Annotated in this window: 14 protein-coding genes and 1 pseudogene; 7 read left to right on the top strand and 8 right to left on the bottom strand. The window is 59.4% G+C overall.

Translation table 11 applies throughout. The features are described from left to right. Position 1: 1 nt before the first annotated feature. From CLAM6_RS11365 to CLAM6_RS11355, 3 genes are all read left to right on the top strand, one after another. On the top strand, positions 2–1,801 hold the full coding sequence (locus CLAM6_RS11365; RefSeq protein ID WP_197738676.1) for a hypothetical protein: 1,800 nt from the start codon (positions 2–4) through the stop codon (positions 1,799–1,801). Then, positions 1,798–2,586 (top strand): DUF3726 domain-containing protein, encoded by a 789-nt coding sequence (locus CLAM6_RS11360; RefSeq protein ID WP_077373930.1) that lies wholly within the window; start codon positions 1,798–1,800, stop codon positions 2,584–2,586. The genes CLAM6_RS11365 and CLAM6_RS11360 overlap by 4 nt, the downstream gene beginning before the upstream one ends. Before the next feature lie 99 nt (positions 2,587–2,685). Further along, positions 2,686–3,069, top strand: coding sequence for a RidA family protein (locus tag CLAM6_RS11355; RefSeq protein ID WP_077373927.1), 384 nt, complete (start codon positions 2,686–2,688; stop codon positions 3,067–3,069). Between the two features lie 167 nt (positions 3,070–3,236). Here CLAM6_RS11355 and CLAM6_RS11350 read toward each other — a convergent pair whose 3' ends face one another. The 4 genes from CLAM6_RS11350 to CLAM6_RS11335 form a co-directional block, all read right to left on the bottom strand. Further along, a complete protein-coding gene (locus CLAM6_RS11350) occupies positions 3,237–3,449 on the bottom strand; it encodes a DUF2474 domain-containing protein (protein WP_153636156.1) in 213 nt (70 codons plus the stop codon). 11 nt (positions 3,450–3,460) lie between these two features. Further along, positions 3,461–4,468 (bottom strand): cytochrome d ubiquinol oxidase subunit II, encoded by a 1,008-nt coding sequence (cydB, locus tag CLAM6_RS11345; protein WP_153636155.1) that lies wholly within the window; start codon positions 4,466–4,468, stop codon positions 3,461–3,463. A 17-nt stretch (positions 4,469–4,485) separates the two neighbouring features. Continuing rightward, positions 4,486–5,901, bottom strand: a complete 1,416-nt coding sequence (locus CLAM6_RS11340; protein ID WP_153636154.1) for a cytochrome ubiquinol oxidase subunit I — start codon at positions 5,899–5,901, stop codon at positions 4,486–4,488. A gap of 539 nt (positions 5,902–6,440) precedes the next feature. Then, positions 6,441–7,862 carry an aminotransferase-like domain-containing protein gene (locus CLAM6_RS11335; RefSeq protein WP_153636153.1) on the bottom strand — a complete coding sequence of 474 codons (1,422 nt, stop codon included), beginning with the start codon at positions 7,860–7,862 and terminating at the stop codon, positions 6,441–6,443. 256 nt (positions 7,863–8,118) lie between these two features. On the opposite strand from CLAM6_RS11335, the pseudogene CLAM6_RS18160 reads away from it, so the two are divergent. Continuing rightward, positions 8,119–11,070, top strand: a pseudogene (locus tag CLAM6_RS18160) (DEAD/DEAH box helicase); the annotation flags it as partial. Further along, positions 11,047–11,640, top strand: coding sequence for a DEAD/DEAH box helicase (locus CLAM6_RS11325; protein ID WP_277876260.1), 594 nt, complete (start codon positions 11,047–11,049; stop codon positions 11,638–11,640). The pseudogene CLAM6_RS18160 and the gene CLAM6_RS11325, both read left to right, overlap by 24 nt. An 86-nt stretch (positions 11,641–11,726) precedes the next feature. On the opposite strand, the gene CLAM6_RS11320 is transcribed toward CLAM6_RS11325, so the two are convergent. The 4 genes from CLAM6_RS11320 to CLAM6_RS11305 all read right to left on the bottom strand — a co-directional run bounded on the left by CLAM6_RS11320 (position 11,727) and on the right by CLAM6_RS11305 (position 18,787). Beyond that, positions 11,727–14,426: a hypothetical protein gene (locus CLAM6_RS11320; RefSeq protein WP_153636150.1), complete on the bottom strand. Its 2,700-nt coding sequence runs from the start codon at positions 14,424–14,426 to the stop codon at positions 11,727–11,729. Beyond that, positions 14,423–16,873, bottom strand: a complete 2,451-nt coding sequence (locus tag CLAM6_RS11315; RefSeq protein WP_153636149.1) for a hypothetical protein — start codon at positions 16,871–16,873, stop codon at positions 14,423–14,425. The genes CLAM6_RS11320 and CLAM6_RS11315 overlap by 4 nt, the downstream gene beginning before the upstream one ends. Then, positions 16,870–17,679, bottom strand: coding sequence for a hypothetical protein (locus CLAM6_RS11310; RefSeq protein WP_153636148.1), 810 nt, complete (start codon positions 17,677–17,679; stop codon positions 16,870–16,872). Before CLAM6_RS11310 ends, CLAM6_RS11315 begins: the two co-directional genes overlap by 4 nt. Positions 17,680–17,794: 115 nt before the next feature. Next, a complete protein-coding gene (locus CLAM6_RS11305) occupies positions 17,795–18,787 on the bottom strand; it encodes a site-specific integrase (RefSeq protein WP_242007661.1) in 993 nt (330 codons plus the stop codon). 649 nt (positions 18,788–19,436) lie between these two features. On the opposite strand from CLAM6_RS11305, the gene urtA reads away from it, so the two are divergent. Both urtA and urtB read left to right on the top strand, forming a co-directional pair. After that, complete coding sequence (urtA, locus tag CLAM6_RS11300; RefSeq protein WP_035160076.1) at positions 19,437–20,711, top strand: urea ABC transporter substrate-binding protein; 1,275 nt, start codon at positions 19,437–19,439, stop codon at positions 20,709–20,711. A 134-nt stretch (positions 20,712–20,845) separates the two neighbouring features. Beyond that, positions 20,846–22,498, top strand: a complete 1,653-nt coding sequence (gene urtB / locus CLAM6_RS11295) for an urea ABC transporter permease subunit UrtB (protein WP_242007660.1) — start codon at positions 20,846–20,848, stop codon at positions 22,496–22,498.

Raw genomic sequence — 22,498 nt, 5'->3', positions numbered from 1 at the left:
TATGTCGCGCAATCACCAGGGCGCACGCCTCTCATCCACCGAGCAGCGGCTTCGGCTGCGGGCACCGGACGATGTGATGCAGCTGGAGCGCCTCGGCAGCCTGCATGCTAGTCGTCTAAGTTTCGTGAGAAGTCTGGTGCGCCAGATGGCACATGAAAAATGGAAGATCACCACGACCCGCTTCGAACTGGATGCTCTCGGTCACGGTGTGGCGATCTACTGCCTGCAGACGCCCAGCAAGCGCTATCACGGCGTCATATTTTCCCAGGCGCTTGAGGATTCCGCACGCTCTGACCGCGTCATCGCCGAAGCATGGGATGTCACCTTCGGTGTCGTGGAGGGTGATGTGGATGATGCGCTTCTCGAGCAGATGGCGGCCAATGTGCCGTTGCAGGAAGCCGGACGCCAGCATCCCAGACTGCTGGTCCTGTCGCGTGCCAATCGCAGCTTGCGTAACTTCGCAAGCTTCCTGGAGGCGCTGAGTGCAGGCCAGCAACCTGATCCTGAGTGGCTGACCCGGGTCGGCTATCTGTATCGGACCACGGCCGTCTACGGCAATGGCAAGTTCGGCATCGCGGATTATGACCGCCTCAAGGACAACGCGGATTTCCATCGACCCTTTTCTGCCCAGATGCTGGGCGTCTATCTGCTGCGTCATTTCTCGATCCAGCAGATAGAGCACATGGCCCATGCCCAGGCCCCCGAGACCGCCGCACCTCTGGCAACCTCATTGAAGCGTTATCTGGGTATTGGCAACTCCACTGGCCTCGGAATGGCGCCGTTCCTGATCAATCATCCCCAGCTGGTACAGCGCTGGGTGGAAAGCCGAGAACTGGCGCTTGCCGAAGTGACGGCACAGGTGCCGGGAGAGCAGGAGCGTTCACGTCTGCTGGCTCTCCTCAAGCGCGCCGAGACCCATCTTCGCCAGACGGTCACGGATGATCACGAGCAGACCCTGCGCAACCAGGCCACGGTGGCGTCCTTGCCTGAGCTGATGACCTGGCTCGAGCTTGTGCCGCTGTCGCCGGAGCTCTGGCAGGAGTTGATCGACTGGAACCACCAGCAGCATGGGCTCGAAGCCCAGGAGCTGGTGAATACCCTCTTGCTGGAACTGTACCCGAGCATCGTCGACCGCTATGAGGACCTTATGGCGGTGGAAGAAAGCCTGGAACTGACCCCGGACATGCCGCTGGTTCACCTCAAGCAGGTAATCGAAACGCACTACGACTGGGCGTTGCGCTTCGATTTTTCACTCGCCGAGAATCGCCACTGGTTCTGGTATCGCTCGGTCGAGAAGGAGGAGCCCCGCCTGGGAGTCCGCGACACGGAGGCAGGTGCCGACAAGGAAATGAAGCTGGCGATTGCCCCGCGTGTTGCCGATACCCATGCGGCGATTAGTCAGTACCTGGAAGATCACCCTCGTGCCTTGGTGGTGGAATTCCTCATCCATTGCCCACGTCACAAGGATATCGTGCGCCGCATCCAGAGCATGGCCAACACCAGCTTTGGCGAGATACGTGCCAACCTGTGGGCGCGGGACATGAAGCCCATGCACCTGTTGCGGACCAAGCTCTCATTCTTCGGTGCCAGCCGTTTCGACCCGAAGTCTGATCGTTGGGTGCGTATCACGCTCTTCCAGGGGGCTCCGTTGGTGGAGGAACTCAACGCCGAGCCAGAGGATCCTGTCGCGTTTGATGATTGGAGCTTCCCGCTGGCACCGCAGCTTGCAAGCACGACGAGGCCAGAGATGACCGCCGATCCTCGGCAGGGCAACAGCACGACAGTGGGAGGAATGTCATGAAGGTCTCCTACAACGAGCTTCACGGACTGTGTCGCAAGGCCTTTCAGGCGATGGGGTTCGAAGACGGTGACGCCGGTGATGCCGCCGACATGGTTGCCTGGATGCAGCTCTATGAGCTGGAAGGGCTGGCGGCGCTCAATCGCGGACTGCGTTTCTTGCTGGAGGACACCGAGGAGCGTCCGCCGGAAATTGTCTATGCCGATGGAGACCTCGCAGTACTCGATAGTCACGGCCACAGCGTATTGAAGAGCTCATCGCTGGCGTTGGAACTCGGTTTCGCCAAGGCCCGTGCGCGTGGCCTCGCTGTCATCAAGATCCAGCATTGCCACAATCGGCAGCTGATCATGGGCTATCTGGCGCGTCTTGCGGGGCGTGGCATGAATGTTACCGCCTTCTGGCGCAACGCCCAGGATGTGGATGAGGCGATCGGCTGCCCCATGATCGAGCAGGTCGTGGGTTTCAGGGCCAACAGCTCGGTCCCCGAGATACGGGTCTATGCCGTGCGTGAAGTGCCAGAAGAGAATGAGCCCAATGACGGCATCACCCTGGTGATGGCCAACCATGTCGATCTGCTGCCATCCCTTCGCTCCGACTATGACGTTGACCTGCTGGCCTGTCATGAAGAGTCGAAGCTGCTTGCCTGTCGCCAACGAGCCATGCAGGAAGGGATCGAGGTGGATGACGAACTCTGGTCACGCCTGAAAGCGCTCTCGACACGTCTGCTGGTCGAGGCAACGGAAGATTCTCGCAGTGGTGCCGGCGCCGGTATCACCGACAACGACTGACCTCTCGCTTCTCAATACGCCCCAACATTCCATGATTCGCCGCTCTTGCGCCGGCGAGTCATGGAGTGCACCTATCGAAAGATATTCGAGGAATAACCCATGGTTCATCCCGTCAAGACTGATCTGTTTGCCTCTCGTGCGCCCCTGTCATGGGCGAGTGTCGGCAATGGCATCCTGTTCACTGCGCAGATTCCAATCGACGCCGCTGGCAATGTCGTGGAGGGGGGAATTGCGGCTCAGACCCGCCAGACGCTGGATAATCTGATTCATACACTGGAATGCGCCGGTGGTGACGCTTCCTCGCTGACCCAGGTGCTGATCTATGTGACTGATCGCGAGCACCTGGCGACGGTCAATGGCATCTATGCTGAGTACGTGCGTGAGCCGTATCCCAATCGGGCTGCCATCATCGTCTCCGGGTTTGCACGCGAAGAGATGCTGGTGGAGATGGTCGCCTATGCCGCACTGGAGGTTGATGTCTAAAGCCTCCGGGATGCGGGCGAGGAAGTGACCCGTCACGTTTGTGCCCTGCATTGACAGGTCATTGTGGCCCATCGGTTCATCAAGCCCTAAGGCCAACAAGAAAGACGCCGAAGCATTCGCTGCTCCGGCGTCTTTTTGTGTCTACGTGATGTCTTCTTTCGCTGCTGTCAGGGCGTAAGGCCCGCGGCCTGCATGAAGCGGCGCAGTGCCAGAGAGACGAGTCCCAGCGCGCTGACGCTGCCTCCCCAGATCACCACCAGCCAGCCGATCTTGCTGAGCCAGCTGGCTGGGCGCGCGGGCGTCCCGGATGGCTCGTCGTCGAGTCTGGTTATGGGGGCATGCAGTGGCGCTGAATGTGTCTCGCGAGTCGGGGATGTCATGTCAGCACCTCTCAATGGTAGCCATCGGTATGACGGACCTTGCCCTTGAACACGAAGTAGCTCCACGCCGTGTACACCAGGATGATCGGCAGGATGAATAGCGTGCCGACGAGGGCAAAGCCCTGGCTTTGTGGCGGAGAGGCCGCTTCCCAGATCGTCACGTGACCGGGAATGATGTCAGGCCACATGCTGATGCCGAAACCGCTGTAGCCCAGGAAGATCAGGACCAGCACCAGCAGGAAAGGCTGGGCATGATATTCAAAGGCGACAGCGCGGATCAGCGCATAACCGGCCAGCACTACCAGCACTGGCACCGGCAGGAACCAGAACAGCTGCGGCAGTGTGAACCAGCGCTCGGCGATGGCGGGGTGCGCCAGCGGAGTCCACAGACTGACGGCCGCGATCATGATCAATACCCACAGTGTCAGTGGGCGCGTCAGGGAAAACATGCGTGCCTGGAGAATGCCTTCGGTCTTCATGATCAACCAGGTGCTGCCGAGAAGCGCATAGGTGAACAGTAGCGCCACACCACAGAACAGCGGGAAGGGGGACAGCCAGTCCAGCGAACCGCCGCTAAAGTGTCCCCCATCGAAGGCGATGCCCTGGATGTAGCCTCCCAGTGCGACACCTTGACTGAAGGTGGCCAGTACAGAGCCGCCCACGAAGGCCTTGTCCCACCAATGGCGACTCGCGTCCGAGGCCTTGAAGCGGAATTCGAAGGCGACGCCGCGGAAGATGAGGCCGATCAACATGGCGACAAGAGGAATGCTTAGGGCTTCCAGCAAGACGGCGTAGGCCAGTGGGAAGGCCGCAAATAGCCCGGCCCCGCCCAGGACCAGCCATGTCTCGTTTCCATCCCACACGGGGGCCACGGTGTTCATCATCACATCGCGGTCCACCTTGTCCTCCACCCACGGAAAAAGAATGCCGATACCCAGGTCAAAGCCATCCATGATCACGTACATCATCAGGCCGAACAGGATGATGCCCGCCCAGATGACAGAAAGGTCGATACCCATAGCGTTCATCGCTCCGGTCAGTGAGTCTGGCCGTCGAGAGATTCCTCGATGGCCGATAGTGGGCGGGAAGGTGTGCGCGGCTTGCCAGGGCCGCCGCTGGGGGCGTGGCTGTCATCACCCGCAGGCCCTTTCCTGATCAGCTTGAAGAGGTAGTTGATCCCCGTGCCGAAGACGATGAAGTAGACCGTGACAAAGGCCGTCAGGCTGATGCTGAGGTGAGCGGTGCTGTGGGCAGAGACGGCATCTTCCGTTCTCATCAATCCGTAGATCACCCACGGCTGGCGGCCGACCTCGGTGGTGAACCAGCCCGCGAGTATCGCGATCAGCCCAGCCGGCCCCATGGCGACGGCCAGCCTCAGCCAGCGCCGCGAGGTGAAGAGCCTGCCCTTGCGGGCCAGATAGACACCCGAGAGGCCGAGCAGAATCATCGCAAGACCCAGGCCGACCATCAGGCGGAAGCTCCAGAACACGACGGTCGAATTGGGGCGGTCCGCGGCGGGGAAGTCCTTGAGCGCCGGTACCTGCTTGTCGATGTCATGCATCAACAGCAGGCTGCCGAGGGCCGGAATCTCGAGCGCGAAGCGCGTCTCTTCGCGCTGCATGTCGGGCACACCGAACAGGATCAACGGCGTCGGTTCCCCATGGCTGTTGTCCCAATGCCCTTCGATGGCCGCGATCTTGGCCGGTTGGTGCTTGAGCGTATTCAGGCCATGCATGTCGCCGACGAAGGCCTGCAGCGGGGCGGACACCATCAACATCAGTACCGCCATGACCAGCATCTTGCGCACTTCCGGGGTGTCGCGTTTCTTGAGCAGCAACCAGGCGGCGGAGGCTGCGACGAACAGCGAGGTGCTCAGGAAGGCGGCCAGTGCCATGTGGGCCAGGCGATAGGGGAAGGAAGGGTTGAAAACGATCGCGAACCAGTCGACCGGCACGACGATGCCATCGATGACCTCATGCCCCTGAGGGGTCTGCATCCAGCTGTTGGAGGACAGGATCCAGAACATCGAGACCAGGGTGCCGAGCGCAACCATGCAGGTCGAGAAGAAGTGCAGGCCGCGGCCGACGCGATTCCAGCCAAATAGCATCACGCCGAGGAAGCCGGCTTCGAGGAAGAAGGCGGTCAGCACTTCATAGGTCAGCAGCGGCCCGGTCACGCTGCCGGCAAAGGCCGAGAAACCGCTCCAATGCGTGCCGAACTGGTAGGCCATGACCAGTCCTGACACCACGCCCATCGCGAAGTTGACCGCGAATATCTTCGACCAGAAATGATAGAGGTTGCGGTAGACCTGTGTGCCAGTCTTCAACCACATGCCTTCCAGCACCGCCAGATAGCTGGCGAGGCCAATGGTGATGGCCGGAAAGATGATGTGAAACGAGATGGTGAAGGCGAACTGTATCCTGGCCAGGTCGATGGCCTCGGTGCCGAACATGGCAATGTCTCCTGAGTAGGCGGCAAGGGGGACGGCCCTGCCTGAATCTTCGCCGCTACTCTAGGGAGCCACCGGAAGCCATAACAGGCTCAGTTGTGCAAGAAAAAACCATATCAGTTGCGTGCCGAATTCTGATCAGTCGTTAAAGGCGCGTGAGCCAGTCAGCCGGCCAGCCAGGTGGTATGGCGAGCAGCCAACAAGGCGAGCCGGGCAGGAGGGCGCACTCTGATTGATGCCAGCACCATGATGGGATCAGGTGCTTGTCGTATCGCCCTTGGCGCCAGGCCCCGCCATGGCGGGCTCTGGCGCTTCCTGCAGGGGCACGCGTGCGGCATCAGGGATGCAATCAAGGTACGCAGCAAGGTGCGATATCCAGGCGTGGCAAGCGGCTCTCGAGCAAGTGATAGGCGCCGCGCAAGGATATCGTCGCCCCAGCGGATAACGCATGAAGACTGTGTGGCAAGGCGGCCGCAAGGGCTGCGGCATTTGCGCGCACATACTCAAGGTACTTCTCGCATCTCGTCTGAGCGGTCCGAGTTTCAGGCTGCCTTGAGCAATTCCCCCAAAGTCTGCATGGCGCGCTCTGACGCCGCGTCCCACGGGTGGCCGTAGCTCAAGCGAATGCAATGCTTGAAGCCCTGGGTGGCCGAGAAGATGGGCCCCGGTGCCAGACTGATGCCGTGGGCCAACGCCTGCTGGAACAGAGCCAGCGAGTCGATGTGCTCGGGAAGCTCGCACCACAGGAAATAACCCCCGTGGGGGTGGGTCACGCGAGTGTCTTCGGGGAAGTAGCGATCAATGGCTGCCAGCATGGCTGTCTGCTGGGTCTCGAGCGCCAGACGTAGCTTGCGCAGGTGGCGGTCGTAGCCGCCATGCTGAAGGTAGTCGGCCAGGGCCGCTTGGGCGGGCAGCGATGGCGAGATGGTCGTCATCAGCTTGAGGCGCGAAATCTCCCGGGTATGCCGCCCCGCGGATATCCAGCCCACCCGATAGCCCGGTGCCAGGCACTTGGAGAACGACCCGCAATGCATCACCAGACCTTCGACATCCAGCGCCTTGACGGGCTGCGGGGGCGACACCTCGGCACGTTGATCGAAATACAGTTCTGCGTAGACATCATCCTCCAGCATCGGTAGCTGATGACGGTAGAGCAGCGCATACAGTTGGGCCTTGCGCGCATCGCTCAGGCTGGCCCCCAGTGGATTCTGCAGGTGGCTCATGAACCAGCAGGCCTTGATGGGCAGCGACTCCAGACGATTCTCTAGCACCTCGAGATCAATCCCGTCTCGCGGGTGTACCGGAATTTCCACTGCGCGCAACTTGAGCCGCTCAAGCACCTGAAGCGTGGCATAGAAGGCCGGCGCTTCGATGGCGACAAGGTCTCCGGGCTGGGTGACACATTGAAGGCCAAGGTTGAGCGCCTCCATGGCGCCATTGGTGATCACCAGCTCCTCCGTCGGCAGCTGCATGCCGTTGACCATGTAGCGCTGAGCGATCTGCCGGCACAGGTCAGGATGGCCGGTCGTCATGTCGGAGATCACGGCATGCGACGATAGCTGGCGCAGCCCGCGCGTCATGCTGGTTGCAAGCCGCGCGAGCGGGAAGAGCTCCGGGCTCGGGAAGGCAGATCCGAAGGGGACGGTATCGTTGTCGCTCAGTGAACCCAGTACCGAGAACACCAGTTCACTGACGGCGACGTCGGAAGGGGCTTGCTGCTGCAGGGCGACATGCGGTTCATCGAGTATCCGCGAGGCATTGTCACGCACGAAATATCCCGAGCGCGGCCGCGCACTGACCAGGCCTTGATTCTCCAGAAGGTAATACGCTTGAAAGACGGTAGAGGGGCTGATGCCATGTGCCTTGCTGGCCTGCCGCACCGACGGCACTCGCTCACCCGGCGCGAGAATTCCGGTACGGATCAGGTTGGAGATCTCGGCGGCAAAGCGTTCATAACGCTTCATGGGGAGCTGTCCTGGTGGGCTTTGGAAGGGCAAGGATACCGAAATGGAGGAGGACGCTACACCAAAGAGTCTCAGGTGGCATCGCGACTGATACTTTCATTCTCATGGTGTTCGCTCACTTCTCTGGCTATCGGAGCAAGCCCCTTTGCATAGAGGTTTGCTTCGGTTCATGAGGCTTGTTAAGCCTGCCCGATGGCGGCGAATCCGTCTGGTTTACTAGTAGTCGCGTAATTTGCTCCAATATCGTCATATTTCTATGGAGAGTGCCGCTGTGGCAGCCACTGGTTTGAGTAATGCATCGTTCGCCTTGAATATCGCACTCCTTCAGCATGGATGGCGTGATGAGTTTGATGCAGGCACCTTGGAGCGTGGTCTGCGTTACGCGCGCCAGCAGCGAGTGGATGAGCAGTGGCAGGTAGAGTTGGATGAGAAGGGTGGTTTGACGCTTTCTGGCGATGTCGCGGGCAGTCTGGGCACCCCTTATCGCACGATGATCATGTTGGCTCCTGTGGGTACTCGGCACCAGATGCGAACAGCTTGTAGTTGTCCGGTGGGCAGTACCTGCAAGCACGCAGTCGCATTGATCGATACCTTCCTGAGTAGCGGCCCTTTGGGGAAAGCCCTGGAGGTTCCTGACACGCTTGAGCCCGACGAAGTGGAGCAAGCGCCGTCACTTCAGGCGGCGAAACGTGAGTGGACAATCTGGCTGCAACATCACAGTCAAGCCCCGGCGGTGCCGTCAGCCGTCCAAGTAGGTGCCAACCACCGTCTCGGGTTGTTCCTTGATGTGCAGTCCGGCCACAGGGGGCTTCCCGCGCTGACGGTGCAGCCGGTGTGGTTGAGGCCCTCCAAGAGCAAGACGCAGCTTGATCGATGGGTCTCGCCAGTGAAAGTTGAAGTCTCTCACGTGGGGGAGTTGTCACCTGTCCCTGCAATGGGATGGCAGCCGGCGCAGGAGGAGGCCATCGAGCAGTTATTGCATGGCAGCAAAGATTCGCAATGGTACTTTCCTGGGCAATCCAAAGGTTTGACGTTGAACAAGGCATTCCAGGCGAAAGCGCTCTGGTCCTTGCTGGCAAGCGATGCCTCCCCCTTGCTTTTCCATCAGAAGCAGACGGGCCCACAGCTTGGTATTGGGCCGACCTGTCGTATCGCCCCGACCTGGCAGATGGATGAGCAGGGTGTGCAGCGGCTGCAGATGTCCACGACGCCTGAAGATATCTTGTCTCCCGAGGCTATCGTGGCCAGTGTCGGCAAGTCGCTTTGTTATCTTGACCCTCAGAATAAACAGTTTGGCCCGCTGGAGGGGGATGTTGAGCTTTGGCGCCAACTCCAGCATGTTCCCGCTTTACCGCCGGAAATGAGCGAGTGGTTGACCTCTCGTCTCCAGAATGTCTCGGGGCTGGCAGCCCAGGTCCCCTCTCCGAGAACACTTGTGGAAACAACGCTCGAGGATGTGAAACCCAAGCTGAAGATCACCATGTGTGTCGCACGGGCACATCTGCCAACACGCCGCCATGTCTGGAATGAAACTCCTATTCGGTTGGGCGCTGGTGTCGTGACCCTGAGCTATGCCGGTATCGAGATACCCCCAGAGGAGGGAGAGGTGGCCCAGGGGCTGCGCGATGGGCAGCGTTTGACGATACCGCGTGATCAACAGGCGGAAATCGCGCTGATTCGCGCCATTCCGCCAGGCATGGTCACGTTGGAAGAACTCGCTGCGCACCACGATGTACCGGATGGGTTGGAGTTGCCCTCGTGGAGCTTGCTGCTGCCGATAGATAGGCAGGTGCCAGAAAATGCGGCGCAATGGAGGACATGTCTTTCTGCTCCTGAGGAATGGTGGGACATGATCCTGCAATTACGTCAGGCGGGATGTGTGGTCGAGTTCAGTGACGACTTCCCGCAAGAGCCCGAATATCTATCGCCAGACAACTGGTATGGAGCGCTCGAGCCTGCCGAGAATGGTTGGTTCGATCTTGCGTTGGGCGTTGAGGTGGAGAATGAATCCTTCAATCTGCTCCCCATTCTGCGTCAACTCATTCAGCGCGAAGACTTCCCGTTGACGCCGGAGGAGGATGAGGAAGCGGGAGCAAGCTGGGTAGTACACCTGCCGGATAATCGTCGGCTGGTGCTTCCACTTGCCAGGCTACGTGCCTGGTTGGCTCCCTTGATGGACTGGCTTCACGATAGCGAGGCACCCACAAGTGCACTGCGTGTCCCCCTGACCTCCATCGATCAGCTGGCCCCCTTGGCAGATCATGAGCGCTGGGTAGGGCGAGAGGATGTCGTTGCCCTTGCCCAACGCTTGCGTGAGCTTCCTGATAAATTGCCAGCCCCTGACGGTTTCCAGGGAGAATTGCGCGATTACCAGGCGCGAGGACTGGCCTGGTTACGATTCCTCTCGGAGTTGAGTACTGGCGGTATTCTGGCGGATGACATGGGGCTTGGAAAAACCATTCAGATCCTTGCACACGTGCTCGATGAGCGTTCGCGAGGGGGACTGCGTGGGCCTGTCATGGTGGTGGCCCCGACGAGTCTCGTCGGTAACTGGTGCGCCGAAGCGGCTCGATTTGCGCCGACACTGAGCGTGCTGGCGCTTCAGGGAGCCAAGGCCAGTCGTCGTGAGCAGATCGATACTGCTGTCGCCAATGTAGATCTTGTCATCACGACTTATCCCCTTCTGGTTCGAGATATCGAGCATCTGTGCGAGCAGCACTTCGGTATCGTGGTACTGGATGAGGCCCAAGCCATCAAGAATGCTGCCATTCAGACGGCGCGTACCGTGCGCAGGCTCAATGCTGGTCGCATGATCGCGATGACTGGAACGCCATTGGAAAACCACCTGGGTGAGTTATGGGCGCAATTGGATGTTGCTGCGCCAGGCGCCCTGGGGAGCCAGCAGTGATTTGGTCGGAATTTTCGTACCCCTATCGAGAAACATGCTGACGACGCTGTGAGTCAGCGACTCTCTCGTCGTATCTCGCCACTCATCCTCCGGCGTACCAAACAGCAAGTCCTCAATGAGTTGCCGGACAAGACTGAGACTCAGCGAGACATCACGCTGACCGGTGCACAGCGAGAGCTTTATGAGAGTCTTCGACTGACACAGCATCAACGGGTCAAGGAGGCGATCGAGACACGCGGGCTGGCGGCCTCCGGCATCGTGATGCTGGATGCCCTGTTGAAATTACGCCAGGTATGTTGTGACCCACGGCTTGTCAAACATCAAAGTGCGGCGACGGTTCAGCGCTCAGCCAAACTGGAGGCGCTAGGTGAACTGTTGCCATCATTGGTCGAGGATGGTCGGCGTATCCTCATCTTCTCGCAATTTACGGAAATGCTTGAATTGATCGGGGGGGCACTGGAGCGGGAGGGGATTTCTCACTTGACTCTCACCGGGCAGACGCCCGGGGCAGTGCGAACTGAGCGTGTGGCACAATTCCAGCGTGGGGAGGTGCCCGTATTCCTGATCAGCCTCAAGGCAGGGGGGACTGGGCTCAATCTCACGACGGCAGATACGGTCATCCACTACGACCCCTGGTGGAATCCTGCCGTAGAGGCCCAAGCCACCGGGCGTGCTCATCGAATGGGCCAGAAGAATCCGGTGTTTGTCTACAAGCTGGTTTGTGCAGGAACTGTTGAGGAACGCATTTTGGAGCTGCAGTCTCGCAAGGCGGATCTTGCCGCATCAGTACTGGAAGGGGGAAGTGGGCGTCAGGAGGAGGGCCCACTGTTTGATGAGGAGGATCTGGCCTTGTTGTTTGCTCCGGTGTGATACCGATACGGCCCCCCGTTGGGGCACGGCAAGGCGGTTGCCTGTTGGGGGGGGCTTAGAGAGGCGTTGAGTCAGGCCCTGGCACCTCATGTTATTGGGGCTACCCAGGGTGTGATCGCCTGGGTGTACTCACTGGCGCGCCGCATGGCCTGCCGGTGCAGGTATTCCAGACTATGGGCATAGTGCGTCAATGTCTGTTCCGGGGTTCGGTGGCCGATCCAGACGGCAAGTTGATACAACAACATGCCGCGATCCTGACTGTCCTGTCCGGCATAGCCTCGAACCCCCTTCAGAAAGCGTTTCAGGGGGGCTTTTTGCAGTCCCCAGGAGCCGTGCTCCTGCAAGTCGTCAAGTATGTCACGGCTCTGTGCTGCCTCAAGACGGATCAGCCACCAACTGACCGCTGCATGGCGCAACGAGTGAAAATCGATGGCACTCCCCAGCACACTTCTCATGGTGTCGATTGCCGGAGCGATCAGACCGGCATGATTGAATGCCTGACAACTCTCGTTCGGGCCGAACAACGCGATGTCAGAGAGGGCTGTCGAGGGGAAGCATCGCCGTCGATCTACCCACCATGCTGCCAACAGTTCAATATCGCCGAAGAATGTCAGAAGGTGCAGGGGAAGTACGCGCCGCGCTGAAGGCGTCTTTCCAGCGTGAATATAAACGCGGCACTCAATCTCCGGCAATGACTTCAGCAGTTCACTCAACTTTACGTGCAGGGTCTCTCTCTCATGTGGTGCGGGAGGTGAGAATCCTGCATCAGATAACGCCGTTGAGGGGGCGGCCGGGCAGTGATCCTCCAACCACTGCTCAAGCGAAAAAGTGCTCTGAGGACATTCGATGCGGATGTCCCGTAGCGTCAGGGCGCAGACCTCGCTGGCGCGCATCCCCCCGTGGAAGCCCAGTGCGATGCTGAGCCACTGCATGGTGGCATCAGGCCTTGCATCGGGGACTGCGAGAAGGTGGGTACGCACCTTTTCCATCTGTCTCAGGGTGGCGAAATGAATGCGTTTGGCACTGGGGGTCTTGTGATTGCCTGATATCGGCGGCTCCACGTCCAGCAATACTCCCATGCTGTGCATGAAGCGGATGAGCTGCCCCATATTGCCGAGAAAGCTGTGTGTCGTGCTGGCAGACCACCCCATATCGCGTGGCACGCACCAGCACATTTCCTGGGCACTGTCGTTGTCCCACTCCTGAATGTCGATCGACAAGGTGTAGTCCGCCATCGCCATTGGCAAGCTGCGAGAAAGATAGGTGTGCAGCGAACTGACGCGCAGCATGCGAGTCACGCGCAGATCATGCAGCCAATAGAGCACCATGACCGGGTAGCTATGGCGGATGCCCATGAGTCTTGTGAGACGTCTGCTTGTCTCGAGCAGCAGCGCCTCCAGACGCTTCTTGACCCTCCCGTCACTTGTCTTGCGAAGATGATCAGAGGAAATGACCCCGATCCATTGCTTGAGGATGCGCCTTGCCGACGGAAGCCAGTCGATCGGCCAGGAATCCTGGGTCATCAAGCGTTGTCCCGGAGGTTGTGTCAGTACACTTGAGTGGGGGGAAGCGTTCGTTTCTGATGCCTTGGTCGCGAAAAGATCCATGGCGCTCACCGTGTCGTCATTCGCCACGGATTCCTGCTGGTGGTTGCCGGAATCAGTCGCCATGACCGTGCTGACCGGTGGTGCCTCGAGCCGAGCGAAGTAGGAGTGGGGCTCATAAAGCCCATGCGCGCTGCTGTAGGGAATCGGATAGCGACTGAACTGGCTGACCCAGTAGCCGGGCAATCCCCCCAGGACTGCCGCATGAGGCAATGCGCTCAGCAAGGTGGTCAGCTTAAGCCTTCGGCGTTCCTCGGTTGTCATGGGCAGTGTGGTGATCAGGGAGGCCAGTTCCTGTCTCATGCGACCCTTGACGATGCGAATCCGTTCGGGAATCGAGAGGGACTGGTCTTCTGGCCTCTCGGCCAATAACCATTCGTCCCTGGCAGTGGTGGGCTTTCTGGCTCTCAATGTCTTGAGTGCAGTCGTCAGTGTCGACTCCAATGGTAGACGGTAGGCCAACAGGTGAGGCGACATGACCGGCGGCGGTGCCGCGTGAGCGGGGATCCAGACCCACTCATTGGGAGCGTTTCGATCGCTCTCGAAGTGACGACGCGTCAGGCAGGCCAATGTGACCAGAATCACCTGTTGGCCTAACCCTGCACGCACGCCGAGCTCTACGGCAGCGCGCAACAGCGGAAAGCCAGTCCCGGGTTGACGTAGCGCGCGGATGATTGGCAAGACCCTGGTCGCGCGGTCCAGAGCTTTGGCCTCCATTGGTAGCACGCTTTTGCGCCGGGCCTGTGTGGGCCACTGTGGCAGCATCGCCACGACTCCCGGGCTTTGGTTGACTTCCTCCAGAAAGCGGCCGATGACGCGGTAAGCTTCACGGGGCCTTATCGGCCGGCGATGATGCACCTTTCTCCATCGAATCAGTTCCATGACCATTGCCTTGGCTTGCGTATGGTTGAGGTACAGCATCATGCTTCCGGCCTCTGCCGGCATATCGTTGGCCGGTTGGCGCTTGGCGTGACGCTCGATCCAGTACAGCAGGTGCAGGCTTTGCTGGCGTTGCGTGCCTTTGACTCGATCAAGTCGGCGTTCCTCCCAGCGCGACCAGAGCTCTTGCATGTGGTGGGTGCTCATGAGCTTGAGGTGCAAGTCAGGGTCGAGCTTGGCCAGTGATCGGATTCCTGACGTCTCCCTTGCAGGTGCAAGGTAAAACTTCCCATCTCTGCTCATGGCAAATCCTTGAGAGGTATCACCTTGATTCGCAACTCATCGGATAACTCCCCCAAGAGGCGTTGCATCTCCGGCGGTAGGCAGATGTTGCTGGCATAGGGGGCATGGCGCTGCTGGCCGCGTTTGACATGGCCCAGCAGCATATCCAGCGTGTTCGCTTGCATTCGTCCATCGAGTGTCTGGGCGACGAAATGACGTGGCGCGTTATCGGGAAGTGCCAGCAGGGTAGCGAGTGCACTGCGTGACGCGGCTGTCAGTGACGGCGCTTGATGATGTGTGCTGATCCAGCCTCGGATGTGGGTCTGCTGGCAAGGCTTTGCGGTCAGATTGAGGCTGGCTTGGCGTCTTGACCACCATATGGCCAGTGCCTGCTCGTCTTCAGGCCATGACAGCCAGGTCCCGCCATTTCGTGGCCAGTGCTGCCGCCAGGAGGCCTGCCATGCCTGCAGGGTATCGAGATTCTGGCAAACCGGGAGAGGCAACGGGATGACCCGGCTTTCTCTGTAGAGGCCTGAATCCTTGTCAGCGATCCACAGCAGACGTCCACGCCGAGACATTTGCGTAGTGGCGCCTGGTGGACGAAGTCCTGCCGTCAGCTGGACTCCCATGAGTATGTAGCAGCACAGCGCACTGTTGAGCTCGATCAAGGCTGAGCAGTCCTCAGGTGAAGGGGTTCGGCCACGTGCAGCAATAGGAAAGTCGGAAAGACCCTCTTGGACCAGATCATGCAAGCCCTTCAGTGCCTCCCTGGCCGTGTGGAGCGAAAGTGTCATGCTCGAGCCCAAGGTCGTGCTGGCGTGTGCATTCCTGGGAGGCAAGGTCGTGTTCATCGGCGTCGCGATTCCCCACCACGCCAGCGACGTGTTCATGAGACGCTGCAGTTCACGTAGGGACGTCTTGCGGTAAGCGGCAGGGGCTGATGTCTTCAGGCTGAGCTCCCCGCGAAGCCACTCCGCTTCGACATCGGTCTTCGCCATGCCAAGAAGGTGATGACGTGCGGCTCTGGCCACGCGCAGAGCCGTGGGAGTCGTGCCAGTGTTCGTTGCCATGTGTTGCCTCAGCTGGCGGTTGAGCACTGCCAGGCTTTTGGTCAGAGGCTGAGGTGTCGCTTCGCTCAATTGATTGAGGGGTATCGCGAGGGCATCCGGTAGGCGCAGAAGCAGGGCTGAGCTTTTAGACGGTGCATGAATGACAGGGACGTAGAGTGTGCTGCTTTCGGGGACCCACTGCAGTGATTGAGTCCGCGACACCGTCGCAGTGCAGAGCAGTGCCTCCAGCTCGACGTTGGTCACACGGAGCTGACTGAGACGTTCGGGGGCAATACCTGTTGCGAGCACAAGCTGCACCAGCAGTCTGGCATCAGGCGGCAGAGGTAATGTCAGTATTCTTCGGATCTGCCCTTGAGTCGTGGCGAAATTCGACAGACTTCCCAGGCTCTGTGCGATAGAGGTTTGCTGGCGTTTGCGCGCGATCACCCTGCAATCTTCCGGTGTCAACAGGGTGTCTCCCTTGTGATGGAAGGGCGCTTCCACTTCTTCTTGTGGCTGCGAGATCTTGTCTGGTTCGAGACTGGTGTCATCGTCCTCGTTTTCGTCCGAGGGTCGTGCGGTAGCGAGTGTCTCAGGTAGTTCAGGACTGGAGGCAACCGATGAAAAGTGGCCCTTGAATGAGTCGTGAAAAAAGACGGAGCGTTGCGGGTGCCGCTTCACGTAGCGCGCGCGACGAGTCCCGATGGGCAGGTAACCGGAGAGCAGTTCCTGGGCTTGCTGCAATTGGTCATGCAGCCTTGGGTTGTCGTTTTTCAGCCATGGGATGTGTTGCCAGGCGCTGAATAACGAGAGATTGGCAGAATGATGCCACGCGACCGGGTGCTGCCAAAGTGACAGCATGTACTTCAATGCGACATGTAGGGTCGACAAATGCTGGTAATAGAGATTGCAATCGACTGAAGGCCCCGAGTGGTAGCCGGCCATGTCGCGCAAGGCAAGACGAATCAATCGGCGATTGTGCTCGATGGGGGATGGCTCGCCATTGCCTGGCAAGAGTTCGAAAGCGTGTGTTGAGGTCGTGCCATGGCGCGCGAGCTGTATTGCCTGGTTTGCGATATTGGCTCGCAACATGGAGGGAGCGAATTTATCGGGAAAGGTCAGCTGACTATGCAGTGGGTGGCTCTGACGAATCGCCTGTAATGGTCCCGGCGCAAGAGGGAGTATCCTCAGGAGTTTGTTGATGAGGTCGAGCAACTCAGGATCATTGTCATCCGCTGCCTGAATCTGAGCGGATATCCAGAGATCCGCCTGACTACATGGGGGAAGATTACAGTGAAGAAACGGCCATAAGCGCGTTTCCTCCGAAGCCGACAATACCACGTCATCGAGTTGTTCTTCCCACTGATGAAGGATGGTTTCGGGGAGCCATGTCTTGCTTTCGGGAATGTCAGGCATCATGACGAGGGGCTCTCGGACTCATCCCTCGGGTCGTCAAATAGATCGCCTATTGTTTTGAGTACATGCGACTGGCGAGTCCGTGAGAGAGCTGGCCGCGTGGTGTCGGTGGCGGGGCCCGATGCTGCTTGCCACCGAGCGGATGGAATCGGCTTGGGCGCTGGGGTAGTGAGGGGCACTGATGTTGGCGCCGCTTTTTGTGCCTCGTTGTCCTTGCTTGTCTCGTGGGAGGGTGGCTCCGAGGCTCCGCGATCAACGTCGAGACTCCGCTGGCCTTTGGGACTGTGGGCACGTTGCAGTGTGCTCTTCGCCCAGCGGCCCTGGGTCAGGATCATGAGACTCTTGATATCCAGGGTGGATTTCGATAACCCGAACACGATACGGGCCAACTTCTCTTCCAGCCCAGGCTTCTCATTGAGCTGCTTGATGAATGCACGGGCTTCCATCACGTGTGAGGTGTTGAAAAGTTCCTGAGGTAGCACCTCTGACAGATAGCGCAACACCTCCAGCTCCTCGTAGGTGAGAGATTCACGGTCCACCTCAAACACCTTGAGGGAACGGAAGTTCTCGAGAGATGACCCTCTGAGTTGTCGCTGGAGCATGCCATGGGTGAGCAGCTCGGTGTGGCCCTGGGCACCGACAAGCACGATGGGTAGGTGACTGAGCAGCAGGCCCTTGTATGAAGGGGCCTTGCCTTTGCGTGGAGGCGGAAGGGAGATGAGATCGCCAAGAGAGCGTCGTGAAAGATTCCGTATCTTGCCTGAGATGGAAAACTCAGCCTCAGGCAGGGGCGTGTAGGTATCGGTCATGAGCTCTCCCTTGCGTCTTATTAATTATCTCATCCTTATAGTAGGATAAATATCATCTCATCGGCCCCGCTGGAAGTGCTGCCGTCCTTGGCAGCGCCTTTCAGGGTGCGAGCTATCAAAAGATATCATTGCCCGGGTCATGCATGTCATCCGCCATGCGGATGTAGCGTTCGAAGGTTTTTTGGTCACGATGCCCGCTGATGCGCTTTATCTGTTGGTCGCTCTTACCACGGAGATGCGCTTCAGTGATGAAGCCGGCACGAAAGCTGTGGGTGGTAAACTTCTCTGCATTGAGGTTGGCGCGCTGTAACGCCTTCTTGAGCAGGTTGCCGAACGTGACGGGGTGCATTCTGCCGGCCCCCACTCGATCTGCCTGATCGATGGATCGGTACAGTGCGCCTCGACGAATGCCGCTCCATGCAAGCCAAGCCTCCAGTAACGTCACTGGGCAGCAACGCCCCCCCGCAGGATTGCGGGGAAGCGTCTTCTGTTCGATCCGTCCGCTTTGATTGGTTTTGCTGTGGCGCAACGTGATCACGATACCGCCATCACGCCATTCGATATCCTCTCTGTAGAGCGCGACGACCTCACTGGAGCGAAACGCCCCGTAGAAGCACAGACAGAACATGCTGGCATCACGTAGATCTCGTGGAGCATCAAGGTCCAGAGCCTTCAACAGCTGTCGCAAATGATGGAGTCGCAATGCGGGCGCTTGACGTTGCCGTCCATCACTCTTGCGATGAATCCCCTTCAATACGCCTTTCACTTCCAGGCTCAGGGTGGGAGAGGGCAGCTGCATGTAAACATGCCAGGTGCCCAGCGAGCTGGCGTGACGGGAAATCGTGGCAGGCTTGCGGCCTTTGGTATACATCTCCGCCAGATAATTAGCGACTTGCTGGGCAGTAGCGGGGAGTGAGTAGCCGGCTTTCATGAAGCCCCGGATATCTGATCGAAATGCCAGGATGGTGTTCTTTGCCATGCTGTCAGCCAGTAATCGTCTCGCGGCGCGTGACAATTGCATGTTGTCTGTCAGCTCATGGCTCTGCTCCTTGCCGAGCCATGGTGTGACTTCGCTCGGTAAACGACCCGGTTCCTTTTCAAGCGACATGCTCACCTCCTGATGATGTCAATCCATCGAAGTCAGAGGGCGTTATCCAGCATGTGGCGTTTTCACACCTGGATGCATACCGGTATGGCAATGGGATGGTCATGAAGCACCTCGGTTGATCGGTAGTGTGGGGCGTCGACGTTGTGACGCCTGTGCCTTGCGCTGTTGTTCGCAAGTCCCACCTACGCTATCGGGCTTCGTGCTTCAGGGAAGGCGATCTGCAACGGCCTGACGGCCGCACTCCTGCAGTCTGTATGCCAGAAGTCGCTGTCCTCATAGAGAGGAGAAGGGCTGTTAAAAAGGATTGATTTCGTAGAGACATCATGTGGTTGGAAAGTCTATCGAATGCGATATGCACCAGTACGCAACAACAAAACCAGTCTAAGAAGTACTGTGAAACAGAGGCTTATATAAGGTGTTTATAAAAAGCTCACCATATTGGTGCGCTTTCAGCATGAAGGAGATTTTGTTGCTCTGTTTCGGTGCGCTTGAGGTGCGCGCGCATCTCCCCACAAGCGCGATACAAGGATGATGTCTCAATAACGGGGCGCTTGATCACGGGCTGGCACATCGATTGCACTACCTCAGCCGGGACAACAAGTACAACAAGACACGAGGGAATGTCGTGAACAAGAAAATCGCTGCCGCAATGCTATCCGCCTGTGTCGGTTTCTCGCTCGCCAATGTCGCTCAGGCAGAAGAGGGGCCGATCAAGGTCGGCATCCTGCATTCACTGTCCGGCACCATGGCGATCAGTGAATCGACACTGAAAGACACCATGCTGATGCTGATCGAGAAGCAGAACGAGCAGGGCGGGCTGCTGGGACGCAAGCTGGAGCCTGTGGTTGTCGACCCGGCCTCCAACTGGCCGCTGTTCGCCGAGAAGGCGCGTGAGCTACTGGCGCAGGACAAGGTCGACGTGATCTTCGGCAACTGGACGTCCGTCTCGCGAAAGTCGGTGTTGCCGGTGGTCGAGGAGCTCAACGGCCTGCTGTTCTATCCGGTGCAGTATGAGGGCGAGGAGTCCTCGGAGAACGTCTTCTATACAGGGGCGGCGCCCAATCAGCAGGCGATTCCGGCAGTGGATTACCTGATGAACGACGTCGGCGTGGAGCGCTGGGTGCTGGCGGGCACGGATTATGTCTATCCGCGTACCACCAACAAGATCCTGGCTGCCTACCTCAAGTCAAAGGGCGTGGCGGACGCGGATGTGATGGTCAATTACACCCCCTTCGGCCATTCCAACTGGCAGTCCATCGTCTCGGACATCAAGTCCTTCGGCAGTGCCGGCAAGAAGACGGCCGTGGTGTCCACCATCAATGGCGATGCCAACGTGCCGTTCTATCGTGAGCTGGCCAACCAGGGCATCAATGCCGAGGACATCCCGGTGGTGGCCTTCTCGGTGGGCGAGCAGGAACTCTCGGGCATCGATACCGCGCCGCTGGTCGGCCACTTGGCCGCCTGGAACTACTTCATGAGCGTGGACAGCGACACCAACTACGACTTCATCGATGAGTGGATCGATTACACCGGCAAGGAAGATGCGGTCACCAATGACCCGATGGAAGCCCACTACATCGGCTTCAACATGTGGATGGAAGCCGCGCGCAAGGCCGGCAGTGTCGAGGTCGATGCGGTCAAGGACGCCATCATCGGTGTCTCGGTGCCCAACCTGACCGGCGGCTACGCCACCATGATGCCCAACCATCACATCACCAAGCCGGTGCTGATCGGCGAGATCCAAGACAACGGCCAGTTCTCCGTCGTCTGGCAGACCCCGTCCACCGTGGCAGGCGATGCCTGGTCTGACTATCTGGAAGGTTCCAAGGACCTGATCAGTGACTGGCGCAAGCCGATGGAATGCGGCAACTACAATGTCGTGACCCATTCCTGTGGGGCTCAACAGAGCGTTGCGACGCAATGATGCGTAGCACGTTTTGAGAGCGAGGCGGCGTGCAGGGGAGCCTGCATGCCGCCTCGTTGAGTGTCAGCTCCGAGGCCTCGATGCCCTCGGACACTGATGACGCCTTTGCGCGTTCACCATGGATGGCCTTCTTGATGTCTATCTCCGTTGCAACGATGTACCGCTGGTGCTGGCAGTGGATGCTGCTGGTCTGTCTTTTGTCATTCGCCCTGTTTGCCGCTGCCCAGTCCGAGCCCGCGACTGGCCAGTCTGCGCGCCTGTCCGATGGCGCTGCCCAATCTCTGTTGACCCGGCTTGCCGAGGCACGCAACCCGGCCAAGCCGGCCGTGATCGATGAGATCGCCATGAGCGGCGATGCACGTGCACGTGGCTGGCTGGAAGCCTTTTCCGCCAGCAAGCTGGCTCGCCTCAAGGACGCCGAGCGCTTCTTGATCATCGACAACAATCGCGGCCGTGAGTGGGCCGTTTCCGACGCCCTGTCGGGAGAATCGGCAGGCAAGGTCTCGCGCCGCGATCTCAAGACACTGCGCAGCAACAACTCGCTGCGTGGACATATCGATGGCGTGCTCTCGATGATCGACCTGTCTTCCCCGGATGCCGAGGTCAGACTCGCGGCGGCGCGCGGCCTGCGCGGCAGTGTCGACGAGGCCATGGCCGAGCGGCTGCCGAGCCTGATCGAGCAGGAAGGCGATGACGCTATCCGCACCACTCTGAAGGAAGCGCTCGCCATCCAGCAGCTGGAAGCCACTGGCGACCCCGCGGCGCTTAAGACGCTGTCCGGCAGCCTGAACGCCGCCGCGATCGCCGCCATCAATGGCGCCGCAGTGAGTGATGATCCGCAGCTTGCCCAGGCCGCCCAGGTGGCGCTGGCCGGTATCGAGCAGAAGCTTCAGCTCAACAGCGGACTCGAGACGCTCTACTTCGGCCTCTCGCTGGGCTCGGTACTGGTGCTGGCCGCCATCGGGCTTGCCATCACCTTCGGTGTCATGGGCGTGATCAACATGGCGCATGGCGAACTGATCATGCTGGGTGCCTACACCACCTGGGGCATGCAGCAGCTGTTGCCGGGGCAGCCGGGGCTGGCGCTGTTGCTGTCGATTCCGGCGGGCTTTCTGGTCGCGGCGGCGGTGGGCGTCATCATCGAGCGCAGCGTCATCCAGCACCTCAAGGGGCGTCCGCTGGAGACCTTGCTGGCCACCTTCGGCATCAGTCTGATCCTGCAGCAGCTGGTGCGTACCACCATCTCGCCCTTGAACCGCATCGTGGTCACGCCGGAGTGGATGAGTGGCTCGCTGATGATCAACGAGGCGCTGTCACTGACGCTCAATCGCCTCTACATCATCGGCTTCGCGTTGTTCGTGTTCGCCGGCCTGATGCTGATCATGCGCCGCACCCGTCTCGGCCTCGAAGTACGCGCGGTGACCCAGAACCGGGCCATGGCGCGTTCGATGGGCATCAAGGCGACCCGCGTCGACATCATGACCTTCGCGCTGGGCTCCGGTGTGGCCGGCCTGGCCGGTGTCGCGCTCTCCCAGATCACCAACGTCGGGCCGAACCTGGGCCAGAACTACATCATCGATTCCTTCATGGTCGTGGTGTTCGGCGGGGTCGGCAATCTGTGGGGCACGCTGGTGGCCGGCATGTCGCTTGGGCTGCTCAATCAGTTTCTCGAGCCTTGGGCGGGCGCGGTTCTCGCCAAGATCGTGGTGCTGGTCTTCATCATTCTGTTCATTCAAAAGCGCCCGCGGGGACTCTTCCCGCAGAAGGGCCGCGCCGCGGAGGGTTGA

This window comes from Cobetia sp. AM6, from assembly GCF_009617955.1.
Lineage (GTDB): Bacteria > Pseudomonadota > Gammaproteobacteria > Pseudomonadales > Halomonadaceae > Cobetia > Cobetia amphilecti.
Note: the sequence above shows the minus strand (reverse complement) of the source record. Positions and strands in the feature narration are given on the sequence as shown.

Coding starts and splice junctions, on each gene's coding strand:
- CLAM6_RS11310 (WP_153636148.1), bottom strand. CDS start 17,679: ATGACCGATACCTACACGCCCCTGCCTGAGGCTGAGTTTTCCATCTCA.
- CLAM6_RS11350 (WP_153636156.1), bottom strand. CDS start 3,449: ATGACATCCCCGACTCGCGAGACACATTCAGCGCCACTGCATGCCCCC.
- urtB (WP_242007660.1), top strand. CDS start 20,846: ATGTCTATCTCCGTTGCAACGATGTACCGCTGGTGCTGGCAGTGGATG.
- CLAM6_RS11305 (WP_242007661.1), bottom strand. CDS start 18,787: ATGTCGCTTGAAAAGGAACCGGGTCGTTTACCGAGCGAAGTCACACCA.
- CLAM6_RS11355 (WP_077373927.1), top strand. CDS start 2,686: ATGGTTCATCCCGTCAAGACTGATCTGTTTGCCTCTCGTGCGCCCCTG.
- urtA (WP_035160076.1), top strand. CDS start 19,437: ATGCTATCCGCCTGTGTCGGTTTCTCGCTCGCCAATGTCGCTCAGGCA.
- CLAM6_RS11360 (WP_077373930.1), top strand. CDS start 1,798: ATGAAGGTCTCCTACAACGAGCTTCACGGACTGTGTCGCAAGGCCTTT.
- CLAM6_RS11340 (WP_153636154.1), bottom strand. CDS start 5,901: ATGTTCGGCACCGAGGCCATCGACCTGGCCAGGATACAGTTCGCCTTC.
- CLAM6_RS11365 (WP_197738676.1), top strand. CDS start 2: ATGTCGCGCAATCACCAGGGCGCACGCCTCTCATCCACCGAGCAGCGG.
- CLAM6_RS11335 (WP_153636153.1), bottom strand. CDS start 7,862: ATGAAGCGTTATGAACGCTTTGCCGCCGAGATCTCCAACCTGATCCGT.
- CLAM6_RS11320 (WP_153636150.1), bottom strand. CDS start 14,426: ATGAGCAGAGATGGGAAGTTTTACCTTGCACCTGCAAGGGAGACGTCA.
- CLAM6_RS11315 (WP_153636149.1), bottom strand. CDS start 16,873: ATGATGCCTGACATTCCCGAAAGCAAGACATGGCTCCCCGAAACCATC.
- cydB (WP_153636155.1), bottom strand. CDS start 4,468: ATGGGTATCGACCTTTCTGTCATCTGGGCGGGCATCATCCTGTTCGGC.